General features: G+C 62.6%; 12 protein-coding genes. 3 read left to right on the top strand and 9 right to left on the bottom strand.

The genetic code is table 11. The annotated features are described in order from the left end of the window. Positions 1-143: 143 nt before the first annotated feature. The 7 genes from HMPREF0307_RS12960 to HMPREF0307_RS07575 all read right to left on the bottom strand — a co-directional run bounded on the left by HMPREF0307_RS12960 (position 144) and on the right by HMPREF0307_RS07575 (position 9,675). Positions 144-311 carry a hypothetical protein gene (locus HMPREF0307_RS12960; RefSeq protein ID WP_154666904.1) on the bottom strand — a complete coding sequence of 56 codons (168 nt, stop codon included), beginning with the start codon at positions 309-311 and terminating at the stop codon, positions 144-146. A 197-nt stretch (positions 312-508) separates the two neighbouring features. After that, positions 509-808, bottom strand: a complete 300-nt coding sequence (locus HMPREF0307_RS07600) for a molecular chaperone GrpE (protein ID WP_066490747.1) — start codon at positions 806-808, stop codon at positions 509-511. 119 nt (positions 809-927) lie between these two features. Further along, positions 928-1,425 (bottom strand): MarR family winged helix-turn-helix transcriptional regulator, encoded by a 498-nt coding sequence (locus HMPREF0307_RS07595; protein ID WP_066490745.1) that lies wholly within the window; start codon positions 1,423-1,425, stop codon positions 928-930. A gap of 270 nt (positions 1,426-1,695) precedes the next feature. Continuing rightward, a complete protein-coding gene (locus tag HMPREF0307_RS07590) occupies positions 1,696-4,413 on the bottom strand; it encodes an AAA family ATPase (protein ID WP_066490737.1) in 2,718 nt (905 codons plus the stop codon). A 6-nt stretch (positions 4,414-4,419) separates the two neighbouring features. After that, the gene (locus HMPREF0307_RS07585) at positions 4,420-5,568 is read right to left on the bottom strand and encodes a metallophosphoesterase family protein (RefSeq protein ID WP_066490733.1); all 1,149 of its coding nucleotides are present in this window, start codon (positions 5,566-5,568) and stop codon (positions 4,420-4,422) included. Between the two features lie 78 nt (positions 5,569-5,646). Further along, on the bottom strand, positions 5,647-6,513 hold the full coding sequence (locus HMPREF0307_RS07580) for an SWIM zinc finger family protein (RefSeq protein ID WP_066490730.1): 867 nt from the start codon (positions 6,511-6,513) through the stop codon (positions 5,647-5,649). A 3-nt stretch (positions 6,514-6,516) separates the two neighbouring features. Further along, positions 6,517-9,675 carry a DEAD/DEAH box helicase gene (locus tag HMPREF0307_RS07575; RefSeq protein WP_066490728.1) on the bottom strand — a complete coding sequence of 1,053 codons (3,159 nt, stop codon included), beginning with the start codon at positions 9,673-9,675 and terminating at the stop codon, positions 6,517-6,519. 284 nt (positions 9,676-9,959) lie between these two features. Between HMPREF0307_RS07575 and putP the strand changes: the two genes are divergently transcribed. From putP to HMPREF0307_RS07560, 3 genes are all read left to right on the top strand, one after another. Continuing rightward, positions 9,960-11,510 carry a sodium/proline symporter PutP gene (putP, locus tag HMPREF0307_RS07570; protein ID WP_077210057.1) on the top strand — a complete coding sequence of 517 codons (1,551 nt, stop codon included), beginning with the start codon at positions 9,960-9,962 and terminating at the stop codon, positions 11,508-11,510. A 91-nt stretch (positions 11,511-11,601) separates the two neighbouring features. After that, positions 11,602-12,234, top strand: coding sequence for an HNH endonuclease family protein (locus HMPREF0307_RS07565; RefSeq protein WP_231725113.1), 633 nt, complete (start codon positions 11,602-11,604; stop codon positions 12,232-12,234). A gap of 121 nt (positions 12,235-12,355) precedes the next feature. Next, positions 12,356-12,823 carry a hypothetical protein gene (locus HMPREF0307_RS07560; RefSeq protein WP_066490723.1) on the top strand — a complete coding sequence of 156 codons (468 nt, stop codon included), beginning with the start codon at positions 12,356-12,358 and terminating at the stop codon, positions 12,821-12,823. A 136-nt stretch (positions 12,824-12,959) separates the two neighbouring features. On the opposite strand, the gene HMPREF0307_RS07555 is transcribed toward HMPREF0307_RS07560, so the two are convergent. Together HMPREF0307_RS07555 and HMPREF0307_RS07550 are read right to left on the bottom strand one after the other, a co-directional pair. Further along, a complete protein-coding gene (locus tag HMPREF0307_RS07555) occupies positions 12,960-15,047 on the bottom strand; it encodes a DEAD/DEAH box helicase (RefSeq protein WP_066490718.1) in 2,088 nt (695 codons plus the stop codon). Positions 15,048-15,304: 257 nt separating this feature from the next. Continuing rightward, complete coding sequence (locus HMPREF0307_RS07550) at positions 15,305-16,714, bottom strand: NAD-dependent succinate-semialdehyde dehydrogenase (protein ID WP_066490716.1); 1,410 nt, start codon at positions 16,712-16,714, stop codon at positions 15,305-15,307. Positions 16,715-16,927 lie beyond the last annotated feature (213 nt).

Genomic DNA, 16,927 nt, shown 5'->3' with positions numbered 1-16,927 from the left:
ATCACGCGGCCAGCGAGCAACCGCTCAACGCTGCTCGCTATGCAGCTGTGTCATGTAGGGGTTCAGGGACGAAAGAGAAGTGCGCCAAGACAACGAACGGCCCCGGCAAGTGCCGGAGCCGACGCGCTAAAGCTCAAGGTTAATTAGAAGAGGGAACCCATCTCAATGTAGTGCATACCCATGAGAGCGGCCATCCACACGATGGCCGAGAGGATGAACATCGGGATGGCAAAAAGGAATTCCTTCGCGATGCCGTTGTCAGCTTCGCGGGCGGCAGCTTCTTGCTTTTCGGTTTCCAGACGAGTGCTCATGTCGTCATTCCTTTCGTTCATCCTTTAAGACCAGGAAGGCCGCAACGGCACTTCGATGACGTTCTGGTCTCTTAATAACCCTTATTAGAGTAGCAGGTGGCGCCCCATATCTCCCTATCGATCCGGAGATATTTCGTTACCATACGGTTACCTAGTGCTAACAACCCCCTTACGGGGTAGACAGAAAGTTCGAGCGCCTACACGCCCGGATCTTCGCCCGCTTCCAGCGCGTCAAGGAACGCCTCACGGTCCGCGAACATGCGCTCAATATCTTCCTCGGGACCGACAATCCACAGCCCAGATTCTTCGTCGAAGGTCACGGCGTCCTCCGCGTGGCGCGCGAAGACCTCCTCCATGAGGTCGAGCTGCTCCTCGGTAGCCGTATCATCTTCAAAAGACGCCGGATCCCCGAGCCGCGGCGACTCCTCGCGCAACTCTGTCACGCCGTACTCCGCGTACTGGCGCAGGGGGTGCTCAAATAATTCTTGACCCATCATGTCCGCCATTCTATGGCACACAGACAAAAGAAGACCTCGCGTTACCTATTCTTTAAAACGGTGCCGCGGGGTATCAGGGCGCTACAGAACGCTCCTACTTGCCAATGTCGCGCGGTAACTTAAGCTTCGCCCTGGGCCGGCACGTGAACGCCGGAGGAGAAGTCCACCGGATGGTCCACCACTGCGGCGAAGTACTTCTTCAACACCTCGACGTCAGCCATGTCCATTGGGTCAAAGACCAGCTGGCGCACGGACTCAACGTGATCCGGGGCAGCCGCCTCAAGGCGTTCCAGGCCAGCGTCGGTGATGCGCACAACGACACCGCGAGCGTCACCCACGGACTTCATCTTCTGCACGAGACCGCGACGCTCCATGCGCGTGACCTGGTGCGAGGTGCGGGAGCGGTCCCAGTCCAGATCCGCGCACAGCTCGCGCAGACGCAGCTGCTGCTCGGGAGCCTCAGACAGCGAAACAAGAACAGAGAACTCCGACACGGAGAGATCGCCACGCGCCATGAGCGCCTCATCCATGCCGCGGTTGATTTTACGAATGGTGCCGAGAATATCGCGCCAGAGCTCCTGCTCTTCCGCGTTAAGCCATCGAGGTTCTGTAGTCACCTCAACAAGGGTAGCACTTCAACGCACTTTAACAAACCAATAAATGAGTTTCTTTTGTGGTCTACCTGCGACTTTAGCGGATTCATATAACGAGTTTTTACCTTAAATTCAGAAAACATATCATAACAACGTAATTAATGAAGTCGCCGCGGAGTACAATAGTGACACCGTAAACAGTTGTTCACTAAGGACTATCTAAGGTTTCGTTGTGCTATTCAACCATTCGCCCCACCCTGCCGGCCGTGCATGCCAGGGTGGGGCGTCAAAGAATTACCGACCCGCAAGTGGAACACGTTTCAAATCTTCGATGTCGAACTCGACGCGACCAGGGATCCACTCATAACGCTCAGGCATACACGTGAGCACAATGACCTGGCTGTGACGCCCGGCATCCGCGAAGATGGTGGACATGAGTTCTAGGCGCTGCGAGTCCGTGGAACCCAATGCGTCGTCAATGATGACAGGCACACCAGCATTCGACTCTCCCCCACCCTCCGCGTCATCGCCCACCATGTCGGCGATAGCCAGACGCGTGAGAATGCCCAGCTGCTCTTTCGCACCACCGGACAACGCGTCGAGGTCGACCGTGACGCCGCCGCGTGTGCGGCTGGCAATGCGCAGTTCCTCATCCAGGTCGAATGTGATGTCGCCGCCGAAAAGGGAACGCGCGAGCTGTCCCAGGCGGTCAGCAAACGGTGCCGCGTACCGCTGGCGTGCGGCCGTCTGGTGCTCCTGGAGCACTTCGTAGAGACGACGCGCGGCAGCAGCGCGACGCTGCACGGCCGCGAGCTTTTGCTGCGCCAGCTCTTCAGCAGCAAGGGCAAGCTCAAGTTCTTCTGCCGCGCCGGAGGCTGCCGAGATATAAGACTCCATCCTGAGCATCTCCTTCTCGGCGGTGCTGATGGTGTTCTCCAGAGTCTCGACGCGCGTCTGTGCGCCCACCACCAGCTTCTGTGCCAGCGTCGGGTCGTTGTCTGCAAGCTCGCGCTCAACCGTCTCCAGCTGTTCCTCCAGTTCACTCAGCGCCGTCTTCGCGGCCTCCGCCGCCGCCTGCAGATCCTTGACGCTGCCGGCCTCTGCGGCTGCAGCCACGGCTTTCTGCGCACGCTCAACGTTTTCGCGGACTGCCTTTTCGTTCTGTTGCACCGCGATAAGTTCCGCCTGCGCCTGGCGGCGTTGCAGCGGTTCAAGGCGGGCCGCGGCCTTGTCGACCTCGGCGTCAGCGGTCTCAAATGCGTCGTGTGTTTCCTTGCGGGCTTCTTCTGCTTCGGCGACGCTGAGTTCTTCCGCAGTGTCTTTGACACCAGCAGCCGCAACCTCGAGCTGTGCCTCCAGGGCGCCCAGCTGTGCACGCAAGTCGCCGAGCTCCTCGCCACGCAGCGCAGAGCGCAAGTCGGCCTCGGCCCGGGAGAGGTGCTCCCCCACTTCGCGGTGTGCGTCACGGGTCGCGCGGACCTCATCCACGTCTACGCACTCGAGCTCCTGCAGAATATCGGCGAGCGCGGCACGTGCCTTGTCTTCACGCGCACGCGCGTCCCCGCTCGCTGCAGCACCTGCATCGAAGCGAGCAGAAATGCCAGCAATATCCAGCACGGTGCCGTTATCGAGCGCGACAGTCACATCCTCATCAGCGGGCAGCGCACGCTCCTCGCCGTCAACGGTAACGCTCGAGTCCTTGCCCGAACGCAGAATCAGCTTGGCCGCCGCCTGCTCACGCAGGGAGGCAGCAAGCTCGACCTCGTTGGAGGCCTTTTCAGCACGCGTGACGTCAGCATCCGTGATGACACGACCCCGCGCAGCGGCGACCTCGCGGGCGTCCTTCACCGCCGCGTCGAGGCCATCGAGTTCGCTCACGCGCTCGCGCAGCTGGGCCAGGCGTTGACGGTCCTGGGCGTGTTCAGCAGCGACACGGGCAGCATCGCGGGCCGTGCGTGCTTCATCACGCACAGCCTTCGCCTTAGTGAGCGCCGCGGTGAGCTCCTCGACGGTCTCTTCTTCTTCCCTGGCGGCGGTCTCTGCGGCAGCGACGGCCTCAACGGCCGTCTTCAGTTGAGTTTCGTACTCCTCCAGGTTGCTGCGCAGCTCTTCCCGGCGCGCGAGGTCCTGGTCTGCGCGCTCAGAGTCGAGACGTGCGCGTTCCACGCCTTGGCGCTGTTGTTCCACGGCGGCAGCCATCTGCGTCGCCTTCGCCGCGGATGCTTCGCGCTCCTCCAGAACGGAGCGTGCCTCAGGCAGATCCTCACGCGCGCGCTCGAGCTTGTCATTCGCGCGAGCGTGACTGTCCACGAAGCCTGCAAGTTCATCAACCTTCTTCTGCTTCTGCGCGGCCTCGGCAACGCAGGCCTCGTGGTTCTTCTCCGCCTTGTTCAGTTCACCGGAGGCGCGCCCCTTCTCCGTGTAGTAACGGCGAAACTCGTCCGAGACGCGGCGCATGAGGTCAGTGTCGTCACCGAATGAGGTCTCGGCGTCCGTGCCGGTCTCGCGCTCCAGCGCCGCAGTCAGCGACGGCACGCCAGCTGCGGCGATGCCCTCATCAAGCTGGTCTTGGCGCAGGAAGAGCGTCGCCAGCAGAGCCTTGTCGAGATGTTCAGCGATAATCTCGTCGAGTCGTGCCTGAGCATCCGGACCGGTGAGGCTCTCGTGCTTCGGCGAGGTAATCTCCAGCTCCGTCTTCGAGCCTTTGATAAAGCGCTTATACAGCTTGAAGTCATAAGGGCCAATGCTCATGGACACGGTGACCTCGGGTGCCTCGTCCACGTCCACGGGTTTGAGCCACATGACACCGCGATCGGACAGCGTCTTATCGCGCGCTGTTTTCGCCGTGGACCCGGCACGCTCCAAAAGCGCGATGCCGAGCGCGTCGAGGATGGTCGACTTACCCGCCTCGTTGCCGCCATGAATAACGATGACGCCGGTATCCGGAAAATTGTCGGCTCGCAGGTGGCGCACGCCGCGGACGTTGTTCAATTCGATGGAATGAATACGCATGGTGGTTTAGGCTCCCTTGGCAGTAAGACGGAACAGCAGATTAGTGGCATCGCGCGCTTCGAGGTCGCCAGCGCTCATATCCTCGACGAGTTCTTCCAGCGCCGACGCGGCGAAGCCGGTAAGTCCGAGGTTGTCGAGCTCATCCGGGTCGGGCTCGGTCACCAAGTCCATAAGGCGCTCGCGCGGATAAAGCGCGGCAAAGATATCAGTGAGTTCATCAAGCCCTGATTCCAGCGCGCGCTGTGCGGTCAGACTCAGCGTGCCGGTGAGACCGTACTTGATGACGGTGCGGTCCTTATTCTCATAGGCACGCAGCTGCGACAGGAAAGACTCCACGTCTTCGAGGGAGTCAAGCTCCGCGGACACAGCGTCAAAGCGCCACTGCCCCACGTGGTGCTTTTCTACCGTCACCGTAGCCGGTCCCGTGCCGTCCTTTTCGATGGTGACCACGAGAGCATTGCCGGAATCACGCTCGCCGTTATCCGTCTCGAGGCCATGGAAATCCGTCACTTCGGGCGAACCAGAGAACCACACCGCGCCAGTCGCCGAGAGGTTCTGGGTTGAGTGCGTATCGCCCAAAGCAAGGTAATCGATAGAGCCGGAGCGAACGGCCTGCTCGACCTGCGCTAAGTCAATCTCTGCTGGCGAAGGCGTGGAGGTACGCGAGGAGACCTGGCCGTGGCCCACTGCGATCCGGATATTCTCCGTGGGCTCAAGTCCCTGCAGGGCCTCAGCAACGAGGTCACGGTTGACATGCTTGGTAAGCAACGGAGCCCCCACGAGCTCGACACCGTCGGCCACCTCCTGTGGCACGCTATCGCCCAAGACATAGACGTTCTCCGCAGTCGCGGTACGGAAAATCGAGTCAGCCACGAGAGGATCATGGTTGCCCGGCAACAGGTAAACAGGCACCGGCAGACCAGCGAGCACCTCATTGGCGCGGCCGGTGGTCTGGCGCGTAAGAGAGTTATGTTCAAAGACGTCTCCGGCGGCGACAATAAACTGCGCGCCGGTGCGCGTGGCGAGCTCGCCCAGGCGCTCAACGGCGGCAAGACGGGCGGCGCTAAAGCGGGCCTGTGCCTCGCCTTCGAGGAACCAGCGCTGCATTCCCCACTGGAAGTCCGAGGTATGGATAAAAGTTACGCGTTGAGTCATGGCTCCACCATAAAACAGGGGGTCGACATGACGCCGAGTTATATCGAACGCGCCGGCTAGGAGTCTTGCTGCATGCCTTTAGCGCTGCACCAAAAAATCGTAGAGTTCTTCGATATCGCTCACGGCGCGCAACAATTCGAGATTGGTGTGCGTGACAGAGCGCAAGGCCTTCCGGAGCAGATCCATATCGGAGTCCTCAAGGGCCGGCGCGATCTTGGGCTCAGGAATATCGGGCAGGCCGCGGCCGTTCCAGAACAGCTGGTTGCGCTCCGCGGAGTCCAGACCGGAGTTCGGCGAATACGCGTCGCGGGAAGCTTCCTGAGCTTGGGCCATCATGGACTGTTCCAGCGTGGCGAAGCTCAGGCCGCGCATGGCGAAGACGACGGAAGGGTCGGCGTCCATGCGCGCGGCGAGGCGGTCGACCACCGCCACGATGTGCTTGCAGAATGGAGCGTGATCCGGGCACGAGCAGCTAAAGCGCACGTCGTCGGGGTCCTCACCCAACAGGATATCGAGGACGCGGACGGGCAGGAGGCCGTCACGCGCGTCACGGATGGCATTGGGAGTGCGCGCCATAATCTCGCTGACCTGGCCCACATCGTCGTTGCTGCGGTAGGGCAGCTGGATAAGCACGGCGAAGGGCTCGTTTTGGCTGCCGGCCACACGCCCGTGAATGGCGCCATTGCGCACGTCAAGGCCGACGACGTTGCCCGCATGAGCGTAGTCACGCCCGCGCGCCAAGCGTCCGGCGTCGACTTCCTTGCTCATGAAGGACACGAGGCGCGTCGCGGCCGGAGACATAGAGGATCCGGAGTGGTTGACGCGGTCGACCTTGAGGACCTCGTCCTGCGTAGTCACGCGCTTGCGCGTGCCGAAGTTGACGTAGGTGACGTTGTCAGGCGTCGAGCCATCGTTCGTTGCGTCGCCCGTGGTTGAATCCGCCATGGCCTACTCCCTTCCCCTATAGCTCATAAGATCAGCCAGCTGCTCGGGGCTGAGCTCGGTGAGCCAGCCTTCGCCTTCGCCCACGATGGCGCCGGCGAGCTGCATCTTGCCGTCGAGGATGTCCTGGATGGATTCCTCGAGCGTGCCCGCCGTAATCATCTTGTAGACCTGCACGTTGCGCTCCTGGCCGATGCGGAAGGCGCGGTCCGTGGCCTGATTTTCCACGGCGGGGTTCCACCAGCGGTCCATGTGGACCACGATATTCGCCGCCGTGAGGTTAAGGCCCGTGCCGCCCGCCTTGAGCGAAAGAATCATCACCGGCGGCCCATCGGGCGCCTGGAAACTCTCCACCATCTGGTCACGCTTATTTTTCGTCACGCCGCCGTGTAGGAACGGAATCTCACGGCCGAGTTGCTCCGTGAGGTAAGGCTGCAGGATATCGCCAAAGGCCTTGTACTGTGTGAAGACGAGAATGCGCTCGCCGGTCTGCGTGGCCTCATCGACAATGCGCATGAGTTCGCGAGCCTTGCCAGAGCGGTGTTTGCCGCGAATGGTCACGGCGCTACCATCGCCCAAGTAGTGCGCCGGGTGGTTACAAATCTGCTTAATGTGTGTGAGCGAGGCGAGCACGAGGCCGCGGCGCGCCATGCCCTTCGTTTCCTCCAAGCGCCGCTGGATGGAGTCGACGAGCGCTTTATACAGCGCCGCCTGCTCCGAAGTCATCTCCACGGTAACGATCTGCTCGGACTTCTCCGGCAGGTCATCGATGATGGTGGGGTCAGTCTTCAGGCGCCGCAGGATAAAGGGCGCGATGAGCTGGCGCAGCCGCTCGGCCAGGCCAGGGTCATCCCCGCGTTCGATGGGCTTGGCAAAGTGGTTGCGGAAGAAGCTCGCCGAGCCCAGGACGCCCGGGTTACAGAAGTCGAGGATGGAACGCATCTCGCTCAGACGATTTTCCACCGGAGTGCCCGTGAGAGCTAACCGATGCCGCGACGGCAACGAGCGCACAGCCCGCGAGGCCCGCGTGCCGGAGTTCTTAATGGCTTGCGCCTCGTCGAGCACGACGCGGTCCCAGTCCACTTCGCCAAGCATGAAGAAGTCCCGCGAGGCCGTGCCGTACGAGGTGATGACGAGGTCGTAGTCGCGTGCCTTGTCCACGAAATCCTGATCGCGCAGGCGCTGCGAGCCATGCTGGACGAGGACTTTGAAGCTCGGCACGAACTTCGCGGCCTCGCGTGCCCAGTTACCTACGACGGAGGTGGGCGCGATGACGAGCGTAGGGCCGGGCTTCGCTTCCTCCGCAGCCGCGGCGGCGGCGTGCTCGACCGCGAGCAAGGAAAGCAGCTGCAGCGTCTTGCCCAGGCCCATGTCGTCCGCGAGCACCGCGCCGATATCGTTCTGGGACATCCAGTAAAGCCAGTCCACGCCGCGGCGCTGGTAATCGCGCAGCTCCGCATGCACCGTGTCCGGAATGTCGACGCGCTTGGGCGCCGGGGTCTCCATGCCGCCAAGCAAGGAGTTGAACCAGCCGCTGCCGGTGAACTCGATCGGGTCCTTGGCCATCGCCTCGAGCGCGAGCTGGCGCAGTTCCGCGACGGTGACCTCGCCGAAGTCTGCGTCGTCCGCGGCCTCGTTGAACTCCGCAAGCCGGCGCTGGACGTCCGCGATCTGGTCTTCCCAGCCCGGCGTGCCCAAGTCTCGAGCGTGCTCGGCGCGCATGAGGTCGCGTTCGAGTTCCTTCTTCATCCGCTCGCGCGATTGCTTGGCCAGCTTGGACATGTAGTCGCTAATCCGCGTGATGGACGCCGTATCCGCCATCACCCAGTTGCCGCGCAGGCGGATAAGTCCAGATTTCGAGGCGATGAGTTCGTCCATCTCGTCGTCGGTGAGCTCAATATCGCCCACGGACAGGCGCCAGTCATACTTAACCAGCTTTTCCATGCCGAGGTGGCGCTTCGTCGCGCCGTCCGCCCCGGAGTCAGCCTCGCGGGTCTCCAGTTTGGCGGTGGTCTCCATCTGGGACCATGCTTTGGGCAACATAACGTTGATCCCGGCCGTGCGCAGCGCCGCAGCGTCTGCGCCCACGAATTGAAGCAGGTCCTCGGTGCTGAGATAGACATCCCAGTCGCCCGCGTTCTCGTAGTAGCGGTCCGGCTCGCGCGAGCCCTCCTGTGCCAAGCGCGGCGCGATCTCGATGGCGCGGCGGCGCACGTCGCGCAGGCGCTCCACGCTCGTGCGGTCGAGCTGGCTCGTGCGGATGGGCTGCGGCGCATCCGTGCCCGAGCGCACGGCAAGGCGCACCGGCCACGTCGTATCCTGCCATCCCGGAGTAAAACTTTCGTCCCCGTCGTCTCCGGCGCTGGAGGCGGCGGCAAAGCCGGGAGCGGGGGCATCGGCAAGCTCCTGCTCCGCCGGCGGCTCCTCGACGATGACCACAAGCTGGAGGTCGACCTGGGTAATGGAATCCTTCCACTCGTTCAGCCCGCGCAGGAGCTGGGCGCGGCCGCGCTTGACCGCCGTGGTCCGCAGGAGGGCATCGACGAACTCGTGCCACGGGTAAGGGCGAATCTGCGTGCGGAGGTCCTCGAGCTCAACGTAGGTAATCCAGTGCGTGAGCTCGTCCGCCATGTCATCAGTGAGCGCCCGGTTATTGACGGTAAGGATGCCGGGAGCCGCCGCGACCATCTCCGCGAGCCAGCCGCGCTCCCCCAGGCCTGAGGCAAGCTGCCACATGGGGAACCACTCGCCGGACTGGTAGTTCAGGCGCATGGTCACGCGCCCCGCGCGCACGAACTTCGTGAGTCCCTCATACGCACGCACGAGCCAGAGTAGATCCGGGGCGAGGCTTTCGCGCTGCTCTAGGCTCACGCCCGGCGCGCGCCGCGACACGGCGGTGAGCTGGCTTAAAATCTTCACCGTCTCATCTGGGCCAAACATGGCCATGGGCACCATGAGCGAGACGTCTTTGCCCTTGGGCGTGCGCAGCGTCATGCGTGCACGGTTGCGGAAAGATTTATTAGCAAGGATCTGATCCACGACCGCGGGGAAGGTGCCCTCCGGCACCGCGGCAGGCGTGATGATCTTGTGCCCTTCGACCTGTTCAATCCATAAACCTAGCCCGGAGACCGGCAGCCAGATTCCATGCACAAGGTACGAAGACATAACGACCATTCTAACATTCTGACCCCACCGCGCCGCCTGTCGGGTTTTCGCTGGACGCCGCACTGTAAGCCGCAGCGCTATCGCACGTAGGTTCGGGTTTATTGAATGATTTGACTAAAACGCCACGATCCACCAGTGTGTTCCGTACCATAGTGCGGGACAGACTCATCCGTAGGTCACGCTGTGTCCTGCGCAACTCTGTGTGTGGCTTACGCTCACCGCGGGCCCCCTTACAGAGCACAACTCCCGCAGTACACGACTCTCTACAACCAAAGGAGGCGTGAGTGACTACCTCAACCTGGTACGTACTCGCCATCATCATTTATCTCTTTGTCATGCTTGCGATCGGTTATTGGTCGTACAAGCAGACGAGCCAGTATGACGACTACGTCCTGGGTGGGCGTGGTCTCAACCCCTTCGTCGCGGCGCTTTCGGCCGGCGCCTCGGATATGTCCGGTTGGCTGCTCATGGGCCTGCCCGGCGCGCTCTTCCTCACCGGTTTCTCCGAGCTGTGGATGGCCATCGGTCTTACCGTCGGCGCCTGGTTCAACTGGAAGCTCGTGGCCCCGCGCCTGCGTGCCTACTCGGAGGTCGCCAACAACTCGATTACGGTGCCCTCCTTCTTTGAAAACCGCGTGCACGATCACTCGCGCGTGCTGCGTATCGTCGCTGCACTCGTCATCATCTTCTTCTTTACCTTCTACGTCTCCTCCGGCATGGTCTCCGGCGGCCGCTATTTCGAGTCGACGTTCCAGGGCGACTACTTGACCGGCATGCTCATCGTTGCTGCGGTGACGGTGGCCTACACCTTCATCGGCGGCTTCCTCGCGGTGTCCTACACGGACGCAGTTCAGGGCATGCTCATGTTCGCCGCGCTCATTATCGTCCCCGTCATGGCGATCATCGCGCTGGATAACCCGGCCGATATCTTCTCCTTCGCTGCGGAGAACCCCTACGCCACGGGCGGCGCTATTGAGAACCCACAGTATTTCTCGCTGTTCTCCGGCGTCTCCGCCGCTGTCATCATCGGCAACCTCGCTTGGGGCCTGGGCTACTTCGGCCAGCCGCACATCATCGTGCGCTTCATGGCGCTGCGCTCGCCTGCCGATGCCGCCACGGGCCGCCGCGTGGGCATTGGCTGGATGGCTCTGTCCATCCTCGGCGCCGTCTTCGTGGCACTGGCCGGTACGGTCTTCTTCACCAACACCGACCACTCGATTACGGACCAGGAGAATTACGAGACCATCTTCTTGGACATGGCGCAGATCATGTTCCACCCGCTCGTCGCCGGCCTCGTGCTCACCGCGGTCCTTGCCGCCATTATGTCGACGATGTCCTCGCAGCTGCTCGTCGTCTCCTCCTCGCTCATCGAGGATCTCTTCACCATCGTCAAGAAAGACAAGCCGTCGGACGCGGTCATGATGAACCTCTCGCGCACCGCCGTCGTCGCCGTCGCCGTCCTCGCCGCCGTGCTCGCGATTAATCCGAACGACTCCATCTTGGGCCTCGTCTCCTTCGCCTGGGCCGGCTTCGGCGCCGCCTTCGGCCCACTGGTTCTGTTCTCCCTGTTCTGGAAGCGTCTCAACGCCCCGGGCGCCATCGCAGGCATGATTACCGGTGCCGTCGTCACCATCGTGTGGGGCATGACCTCCCTGGGCGACCTTATCTACGAGATTGTCCCCGGCTTCGCCGCCGCCGCGATCGTCACCTGGGTCGTGTCGCTTGCCACCGCCGCACCTCGCCCGGAGACTACCGCGGAGTTCGACGCCGCACAGGAGCTCATCGCGAAGGCCAACCGCGATAAGAACTTCCAGTTCGAAGGCGCCGCCGATTAACGAGCACCGTCTACGCGGAACCTTTCGCCGCGCCGGCCAGTCCAACTAAGTCGTGAATGCTTTTCTTCGCGACTCCGTGACTGCCCGGCGCGTGTACGTTTTTCTCCTCACTCTCGCCACCCTCGCCTTTCTCGTGCCCCGCTGGCTCAGTCCTCCCGCCTGGCTGTTTCCGCCAGGGCCTACCGATGCCACCCTTCCAGAACCTCGCACCCTCCTCACCGCCGTCCCCGTCGCCCCGGGCGAGCGCCACCGCGTCGTGGGCTACGAGCGCGAGGCCTTCGGCGACGGCTGGGGCAGGGCACGCGTGACGGGTCTCGAGCACTGCACGTCCCGGGAGGCAGCGCTTGCCGTGCAGTCGCGTCCGCGCGCCACGAGCTGCGAACCGGCTGCTGTCATTGAGGATCTCTATGCCGACACGCGCGTCTTCTCCACGGAAAGGCTCGAGGCTGACCACGTCTTTCCGCTTGCCGCGGCCTGGGACATGGGCGCGTGGGCCTGGGACGACGCACGACGCGCGGAGTTCGCTAACGATCCGCTCAACCTCGTCATCACATCGCGCGCCCTCAATCAGGAAAAGTCCGATCAACTCCCCTCGCGTTGGATGCCGCCGGCGCGGGCCCGCCAGTGTTGGTACGCGCAGCGGCTGGCCGCCGTCGCCTACGCCTATTCCCTACCGTTGCCGGCCGCGGACCATAGAGCAGTGCGCCGCGCCTGCCGGTTGTAATTCCCCGTGCCCCCGGTTCGCGAAAGGCCCTGTTCATCTATAGGCTTGTTCCCTAATGGCCGCAGGCGGCTTGCCTGCGTGCACAACAATCGCAACGAAAGGTCTTTAGACAGGTCACCCCATGACTACTCTCGCCATCGCCATCCATGTCATCGCCGCCATCCTGCTCGTCGGCCCGGTCATGGTCTCCACCTCCATGTTCCCGGCTCAGATCGTCAACGCCCAGGGCGGCAACACCGGCGCGCTGAGCATCCTGCACCGCATCACGAAGACGTACGGTCTCTTCTCCGCCATCGTCCCGGTCCTCGGCGTCGCCGTATTCCTCACGGACCTGGCCACCTACGGAAAGCAAGGCCAGTTCCACGCCTCCATCGCCCTCGCGATCGTCGCCTGGGCTCTGCTCATCTTCGTCGTCATCCCCAAGCAAAAGGCTGTCGTCGCGGCTCTGGGCGGCGACACCGACACTGTGCAGGCTGCTGCCCCGGCCGATAAGCCGGTCGATCTGGAGAAGTCCCGCTCCCAGATTGCGATGTTCTCCGGCATCTTCAACCTGCTGTGGATCATCATCGCGATCCTCATGTTCATTTAACGCGCCTCGCCTTGCGCGTCCTCGCGCGCTCGGTACCGTGTTGTCCCCGGCGCCAACCACATGCGAAAGACCCGGCCAGCGAACTCCTCTCGAGTCCGCTGGCCGGGTCTTTTCTGCGGTCTAGGCGTCTAGCTGGCTAGTCGCGCCAGCCACCGCGACGGTCATCACGGTCGCGGCTACCGCGGAAACCACCACGGCGGTCATCACGGTCGCGGCCACCACGGTAACCACCACGGCGATCGTCACGGCCACCACGGCGGTCATCACGGTCGCGGCCGCCACGGTAGCCTCCGCGGCGATCGTCACGGCCACCACGATCGTTGTCGCGACGCGGCGGACGACCAGTGTCCTTCGTAATGTTGATGAGCTGGCCGGAAATGCGCGTGTCCTTGAGACGGTCGAGCACGGCCGGATCCATGTCCTTCGGCAGGTCAACCAGGGTATGCCCCACGGCGATGGTAATGCGACCGAAGTCCTTGGAGGTCAAGCCACCTTCGTTGGCCAGGGCGCCGACGATGGCACCGGGGCGGACATTCTGGCGCTTGCCGACATCAAGGCGGTAGGTAACAAAGTCACCGTCAGGACGACGCGGGCCGCGATCACCACGGTCGCCGCGGCCACGGAAGCCACCGCGGTCGCGGTCACGACGGTCGTCGCGCTCAAAGCGGTCACGGTCGCGGCGGTCACGCTTGGACTTCGGTTGCTCCTTGAGTAGGAACTCCTGGCCTCCCTGCAGCTGCACGGCGAGTGCGGCGGCAATGTCGTCCATGGCCACATTGTTGGTCTCCGAGTACTTGCGCACGAGGCCGCGGAAGAGCTCCATCTGCTTGTCCTCGAGAGACTCGCCGATAGACGCCGCGAACTTCTCCTTGCGCTTCGCGTTGACCTCGTCGACGCTGGGCAGATCCATTTCCTCGAGGCGAGCATTGGTCACGCGCTCAATGGAACGGAGCATGCGACGCTCACGCGGGGTGACGAAGAGGATGGCCTCGCCTGTGCGGCCGGCACGACCGGTACGGCCGATGCGGTGGACATAGGACTCCGTGTCATTCGGAATATCGTAGTTGATGACGTGCGTGATGCGGTCCACGTCCAAGCCACGGGCCGCGACGTCTGTCGCGACGAGGATGTCCAAGCGGCCATCCTTGAGCTGGTCGACGGTGCGCTCACGCTGCTGCTGCGCGATGTCGCCGTTAATGGCGGCCGCGTTGTAGCCGGCGTCGCGCAAGGTGTCTGCAACTTCTTCGGTCTCGTGCTTCGTGCGGCAGAAGACAATCATGCCGTCGTATTCGATGACCTCCAGGATGCGCGTGAACGCATCCATCTTCTGGCGGTGTGCCGTAAGCAGGTAGCGCTGCGTGATGTTGTCGTTCGTGCGGCGCTCAGACTTGACGGTAACCTCAGCAGGTTCATTGAGGTACTGCTTGGACAGGCGGCGAATGCCATTGGGCATGGTCGCGGAGAAGAGTGCGACCTGCTTGTCTTCCGGAGTATCTTCGAGGATGCGCTCGACGTCTTCCTGGAAGCCCATGTTGAGCATCTCGTCCGCCTCATCGAGCACGAGGAAGCGCAGCTGCGAGATGTCCAGCGAGCCCTTCTCCAAGTGGTCGATGACGCGACCCGGGGTGCCGACGATGACCTGTGCGCCACGGCGCAAGCCCGAGAGCTGGATGCCGTAGGCCTGACCACCATAGATGGGCAGGATTTCAATGCGGCCTAGGTGGTCCGCGAAGGACTGGAAGGAGTCTGCGACCTGCAGGGCGAGCTCACGCGTCGGCGCGAGAACGAGGGCCTGCGGGTGGCGGGCATCCGGATCGATCTGGGACAGGACCGGCAGCGCGAACGCTGCGGTTTTACCCGTACCGGTCTGTGCAAGGCCCACGACGTCGCGGCCCTCCATCAAGATCGGAATGGTCTCTGCCTGAATGGGTGAAGGGGTGGTGTAGCCCACCTTGGCAACGGCCTCCTGAACTTCTTCAGGTAGACCGAGGTGCGCAAACCCCTGGGAGTCGTCATTGGCCGAATCCTCAGATTCGGCGCCGGTGTCCTCAGAAGTTGCCGCAGCCCTGGTGTCGTTGTCATTCGAGTCCGTGGCGCTATCTGCCACGACGTTATCCGTGGCATTGCCTGCCACGACACCTTGCGTGTTTTCCTGAGATTCCGACTGATTGAAATTTTCTTCCGGCTCGTTGACGCCGCCGGTGGCGTTATCGGTAATGCTCATTGCTCCACCCACACTACTTGACGCAGGCAATAAACACCATTGAATACACAAATAGTTACGTGTTGGTGGGCGGAAACACCGCGGTGCGCTCCCCACCCGAATGGTCACAATGGCTCGTCCCGGTTGCTAGCTCCGGTCGCGCCTCTCCCCTTCCCGCAGTATGCCCGCAACGCGAAACGGCACCCACGATTCCATCGTGGACGCCGTCTGTATACGGGGTGTGAGCGCATGTTCACGCTAACGAAAGCTGCACCAGATTAGAGGGCGGGCGACAGTCCAGCGTCGTCTTGTCCGGAGACGCGGAACAGGTGCTCATTGACGAACTCGCCCACGCCCCAGCGTGCGAGCTCACGGCCGTAGCCGGAACGGCCCACGCCGCCGAAGGGCAGGCCAGCGGCGGTCACGGAGGCCTCGTTGACGAAGGTCATGCCGTCTTTGAGCTGGGAGGCGACCTTCGCAGCAGCCTCCACGTCGGCGCCCCACACGGAGCCGGACAGGCCGTACTCGGAGGCCTCGTTAGCCACCTTCACGGCCTCGTCTGCGTCCTTGACCTTGTAGACGATGGCGACGGGACCGAAGATCTCGTTGCAGCCCACGTCTGCCTTCGGGTCGACGTCGGTGAGCAGCGTGGGCTCCATGTAGGCGCCCTCGCGATCAAGGGCCTTGCCACCCACACGAATGGTGGCCTCACCGTTCTGCGCAGCCTTCTCGAGTCGCTCAACAATCTCGTCGCGCGCGTCGATGGAGGACAGCGGTCCGATGTCCGCGTTCTCGTCGTCGAAGGAGCCGACCTTCATCGCACCGATCTTCTCCTCGAGGTACTCGACGGTGCGGTCGTAGAAGTCTTCCATGACGATAAGGCGCTTGGGCGCGTTGCACGCCTGGCCGGTGTTATACATGCGGATGGGCAGGTACTGGTCCAGAACCCACTCAAGCTTCGCGTCGTCGAGAACGATGAACGGATCGTTGCCGCCCAGCTCGAGCACGGACTTCTTGTAGTTTTCGCCTGCGGTCTTCGCCACGGCAGCGCCAGCGCCCTCGGAGCCGGTGAGCGAGACGCCCTTGATGCGCTTATCCGCCACGAAGTCATCCATCTGGGAGCCCGAGGCGTAGATATTGATATACGCGTCCTTGGGCAGGCCCGCCTCGACGAGCAGATCCTCACAGTCCTGGGAGGACAGCGGGCAAATCGACGCATGCTTCAGCACGATGGTGTTGCCCAGCAACAGGTTGGGAGCAGCGAAACGGGCGACCTGGTAGTACGGGAAATTCCACGGCATGATGCCTAGCAGCGGGCCAAGCGGGTCCTTGCGCACGTAGCTGTGAATGGCACCCTGCGCCGGGAGTTCCTCGTCCGCGAGCAGCTCGTGCGCGTGCTCGGCGTAGTACCGGTAAATGTCGGCGACGATAGAAATCTCCGCCTTGCCCCAACGCGTGAGCTTGCCCATCTCACATCCGATGTGCTCGGCGAGTTCCTCCGCGCGCTCCTCGTAGAGGTCCGCGGTACGCGCCAGCACGGCGGCGCGCTCATCGATGCTTGTCGCGCTCCACTCCTTAAAGGCCGCCGTGGAGCGGTCTAAGATGCCATCGCGATCGGAGTCCGCGATGCGCTGAAAAGTCTCTTCTTGCTTACCAGTGTTCGGGTTATTTAATGCGAAATCAGCCATGGCCCCCTGCGTACCCGCACACCCGGCATCCTTCAATGAAGAACGGTGACGACCGCGGCTCACCACGCCAAAGACACGTCATACCTTTGCATATAAAGATCTGTTCGGGCTTAGGCGTGGCGGCTGGCCCAACGTCATACCCGCCAAGGCGGTGGCGACCACCGAAGTATGCGTGGCGCCGGTGGCGACGATGGCCTTCTTTGTCATTTCCAT

The sequence above is a fragment of the Corynebacterium sp. DNF00584 genome, assembly GCF_001552965.1.
GTDB lineage: Bacteria > Actinomycetota > Actinomycetes > Mycobacteriales > Mycobacteriaceae > Corynebacterium > Corynebacterium phoceense.
The sequence above is the reverse complement of the archived record's forward strand: the minus strand, read 5'-3'. Positions and strand labels throughout refer to the sequence as shown.